This window comes from Brevundimonas sp. (assembly GCF_018608325.1).
Classification (GTDB): Bacteria; Pseudomonadota; Alphaproteobacteria; order Caulobacterales; family Caulobacteraceae; genus Brevundimonas.
On record NZ_JABAZW010000118.1, the window covers coordinates 1 to 3863 of the forward strand.

At 65.8% G+C, this 3863-nt stretch carries 3 protein-coding genes; all 3 read right to left on the minus strand.

Translation table 11 applies throughout. The features are described 5' to 3' along the window. Nucleotides 1–177: 177 nt before the first annotated feature. The 3 genes from QZ281_RS11925 to QZ281_RS11935 all read right to left on the minus strand — a co-directional run bounded on the left by QZ281_RS11925 (nt 178) and on the right by QZ281_RS11935 (nt 3627). Nucleotides 178–1137 carry an aldo/keto reductase gene (locus QZ281_RS11925; protein WP_363297863.1) on the minus strand — a complete coding sequence of 320 codons (960 nt, stop codon included), beginning with the start codon at nt 1135–1137 and terminating at the stop codon, nt 178–180. 73 nt (nt 1138–1210) lie between these two features. Then, a complete protein-coding gene (locus tag QZ281_RS11930; RefSeq protein ID WP_292228626.1) occupies nt 1211–1618 on the minus strand; it encodes a response regulator in 408 nt (135 codons plus the stop codon). A 71-nt stretch (nt 1619–1689) separates the two neighbouring features. Beyond that, nucleotides 1690–3627 carry a PAS domain-containing protein gene (locus QZ281_RS11935; RefSeq protein ID WP_292228628.1) on the minus strand — a complete coding sequence of 646 codons (1938 nt, stop codon included), beginning with the start codon at nt 3625–3627 and terminating at the stop codon, nt 1690–1692. Nucleotides 3628–3863: the final 236 nt, after the last annotated feature.

Consider the following 3863-nt stretch of genomic DNA (forward strand, 5'->3'; position numbering starts at 1 on the left):
TCTGCTCCGGACCGTCATTCCGGGGCGTCCGCAGGACGAACCCGGAACCCAGGGGGCTCGCAAGCCGGAGCCGAATACCTTCAACAACGGCGTCGCGGCCCTGGGTTCCGGGTTCTTCGCTTCGCTTAGCCCCGGAATGACGATCTAGGATTTCAGCCGACTGGATGTCGATTAGCCCTAGTCGGCGCTGGCTTCGCTCAGTTCCGCCAGATCGTCGGCGGACAGGGTCAGCGTCGCCGCCTTGACGATGTCTTCCAGCTGTTCGGTCGAGGTGGCGCTGACGATAGGCGCGGTGACGCCCGGCTGGGCCAGAAGCCAGGCCAGAGCCGTCTGGGCCGATGTCGCCTCATTGCGTTGGGCCACGCCGTCCAGCACGGCCAGAATCCGCACGCCGCGCTCGTCGAAACGATCCTTCAGGGCGTGTTCGCGGCTGGTCCCGGCGATCTGTTCGACGGTCTTGTACTTGCCGGTCAGGAAGCCGCTTTCCAGACTGTAGTAGGTGATGACGCCCAGCCCCTTCTCAACCGCCAGATCCTGCAGCGCCCCTTCGAAGGTGTTGCGGCTGTAGAGGTTGTAGTGCGGCTGGAGCGAGGCATAGGCCGCCAGCCCCTCGCGCTCAGAAATCGCCAACGCCTCGGCGACCTGTTCGGCGGTGTGGTTCGACGTGCCGATGGCCCGCACCTTGCCCGACGCCACCAGCCGGTCCAGCGCCCTGAGTGTCTCTTCCTGCGGCGTCAGCGGATCGGCCCAATGGGTCTGATACAGGTCGATGTAGTCTGTGCCGAGCCGACGCAAACTGTCCTCGACCGCCTTTTCGATCCAGCCTGCGGTCAGGTCGTTGCGGCCCTGCCCCATGTCCGAGCCGACCTTGGTGAAGATCTTCACCTTATCGCGCCCGCCGCGCGCCTTCAGCCAGTCGCCGATGATGGTCTCGCTCTCGCCGCCGACATGATCGGGAACCCAGCGGGAATAGACGTCTGCCGTGTCGATGGCGTCAAAGCCCGCCTCGACAAAGCCGTCCAGCAGGGCGAACGACGTCGCCTCATCCGCCGTCCAGCCGAAGACATTGCCGCCGAACACCAGCGGCGCGATCTCGATTCCGCTGTTTCCAAGCGGACGTTGGGTCAGAGTGGTCATCGAAGGCTCCTAATCGGGGGGAACATTCGACATATGCCGCATCACACCATGCGCAACCGGCGGCGCCGATCTGTCAGCCGAAAAGCTGCAGTCCGGGCGGGGCGTATTGCACTGGCTGGCCCTGGCGGCGGCGAAGGGCGTAGTCGACAGCGGTCTGGACGGCCTGTTCGTCGGCGGGCTTGGACAGGACGCCGATGGCCCCGGCGACGCCGTCGCGGACCATGCCGGGATTGCCGGTCATGAACAGGACCGAAACACCCAGGTCCTGGCCCAGCTCGCGGCCCAGGTCGATGCCGGTGGGGCCGTCCGACAGGTGAATGTCCACCAAGGCCAGATCGATCTCGGAATCATGGACGATGTCGCGCGCAGACTTGGCCGTGGCCGCGACGCCCACCACGTCGTGCCCCAGGTCTTCCAGCACGAAGCGAAGCTCCATGGCGACCAGGGCTTCATCTTCAATAATGAGGATGCGGGCGGGCATAAATCTTCAGGACCAATCCTAGTTAGCGTCTCGAACGCATGATGGGCCGCACAGTTTCAAATTTGTCCTAATCAGAGAAATTTCCCCGCTGCGCGGCGACGCGACAGGGCGGCGGCAGGCAGGTCCACGACCATTTTCAGACCCTCAGGCCGCCATTCCCGCTCCAGCCGCCCGCCCAGCTGCGTCTCGACCGACAGGGTCGCCAGGGACGAGCCGAAGCCGTTTCGCGTCGGCGCGCCGTTGATCGACGGGCCGCCCGTCTCCTGCCAGATCAGGATGAAGCGGTCCCCTTCGTGGCGGGTGCTCAGACTGACGCGTCCGGGCGGCACGGACAGGGCGCCATGCTTGGCCGCATTGGTCGCAAGCTCGTGGAACAGCAAGGCCACCGAGGTCGCCGACTGGTCGTCAAAGACAGTGTCGTCGCCGCTGATCAACACCCGCCCCTCGCCCTTCTCGTCGGCATAGGCGCCGAACAGGTCGTTGAAGAAGGCGTGCAGGGTGGTCACGCCGACCGTGGGCTGGGACGTCTCGGTATGCGGCCGGACAAACTCATGCGCGCGCGCCAGGGCGTTGATCCGCGTGCGCAGGGAGGTGGCGAAGCCGCGCGCCTCCGGGTGCTGGCGGGCCGACAGGGCCACCAGGGCCGACACCACGGCGAAGATGTTCTTGATCCGGTGGCTCAACTCCTGGCTGACCAGCTCGCGCTCATGCTCCAGCCGCTTCAGGTCGTCGATATCGGTGCAGCTGCCGAACCAGCGGGTGATGTCGCCCGCCTCATTGCGCGCCGCCTCGGCCCGCGCCAGCGCCCAGCGATAGCCTCCGGCATGATGTTTCAGCCTGTATTCAACCTCATAGGGTTCGCCGCTCTGCAGCGACTGGTTCCACAGGTCCATGCCGCGCGCGCGGTCATCCTCATGCACCAGATTATCCCAGCCCTGCCCTTCGCTGGAGCCGGGCGTGGTGCCGGTGAAGGCGTACCAGCGCGCGTTGTAATAGTCGGGATGGCCGTCCGGCGGCGATGACCAGACCATCTGCGGCATGGCGTCGGCCAGCGACCGGAACCGCGCCTCGCTGTCGGCCAGTTGCAGCACCGCCTCGGCCAGATGCGCGTCCTGGCGGCGGCGGGCGGTGATGTCGGTGGCGATGCCGGGAAAACGCACCGCCGCCCCCTGATCGTCCAGATAGATATGGCCGCGCGCCTGGATCCAGCGCTCCCCGCCCGTCTCGTGCAGGATGCGGTATTCGCTGAGAAAAGCCCCGCCAGTGATCATCAGGGCGGCGATCTCGGCCTCCAGACGCACGGCGTCGTCTGGATGCACATTGCGCAGGAAGGCGCTCAACTGCGTGCCTTGCGCCGCGACCTTCGGGTCGACGCCGAAGATGTTGGCGAAGCGTTCGTCGGCGACGATGCGGTCGGCGGGCACATCCCAGTCCCAGGCCCCGATGTAGTTCGACGCCGCCAGCGCACGACGCGTCGTTTCCTCGCTCTTGGCGCGTTGGCTCAGGGTGCGGCGCAGCTCCAGCTGCGTCATCACCTGCCCGGCCAGGGTCTTCAGCGCCATGGCCTGAACCTCGGTCAGACCTTCAGGCCGCGGTTCGGTGTCCAGCACGCACAGAGTGCCCAGCGGCAGCCCCTCCTGCGTCTTCAGCAACTGACCGGCATAGAACCGCAGATGGGTTTCGCCGGTGACCAGAGGATTGCATTCGAACCGCGCATCCACCGTGGCGTCCGGCACCTGCATTCCGTCTTCGCGCAACAGGGCGTGGGCGCAGAAGGATGTGTCCAGCGGCGTTTCGCGCACGCCCAGGCCGACCTCGGCCTTGAACCACTGGCGGTCGGCGTCGATCAGATTGACCACGGCGATCGGCGTCTCGCAGATACGGGCGATCAGTTGGACGACATCGTCGAACGCCTGCTCCCGTTCCGTGTCCAGAATGTCGTAGGAACCCAGCGCATTCAGGCGTTCGAACTCATCCCACTGTGGAACATCAGGAATGGGGTGGGTCAAACAGGCGTCCTCTCACGGCCGGAAACACCCGGACCAAACCTCAATGCGCCGAATGGCCTGCCGTTGCATCACCACAGTTGATCAGCGTCAACTGGACGGACGTCCGACCTCCTCGACCGTCATCGGGGTGACACCCGCAGGCGCGACGGTGATGGCGGGCGCAGCGGGCTTGGGTGTTTCAAAGCTCTGCAGGCGCGCATTGATGGCGGCGACCTCTTCCGGCGTCGGCAGGCGGC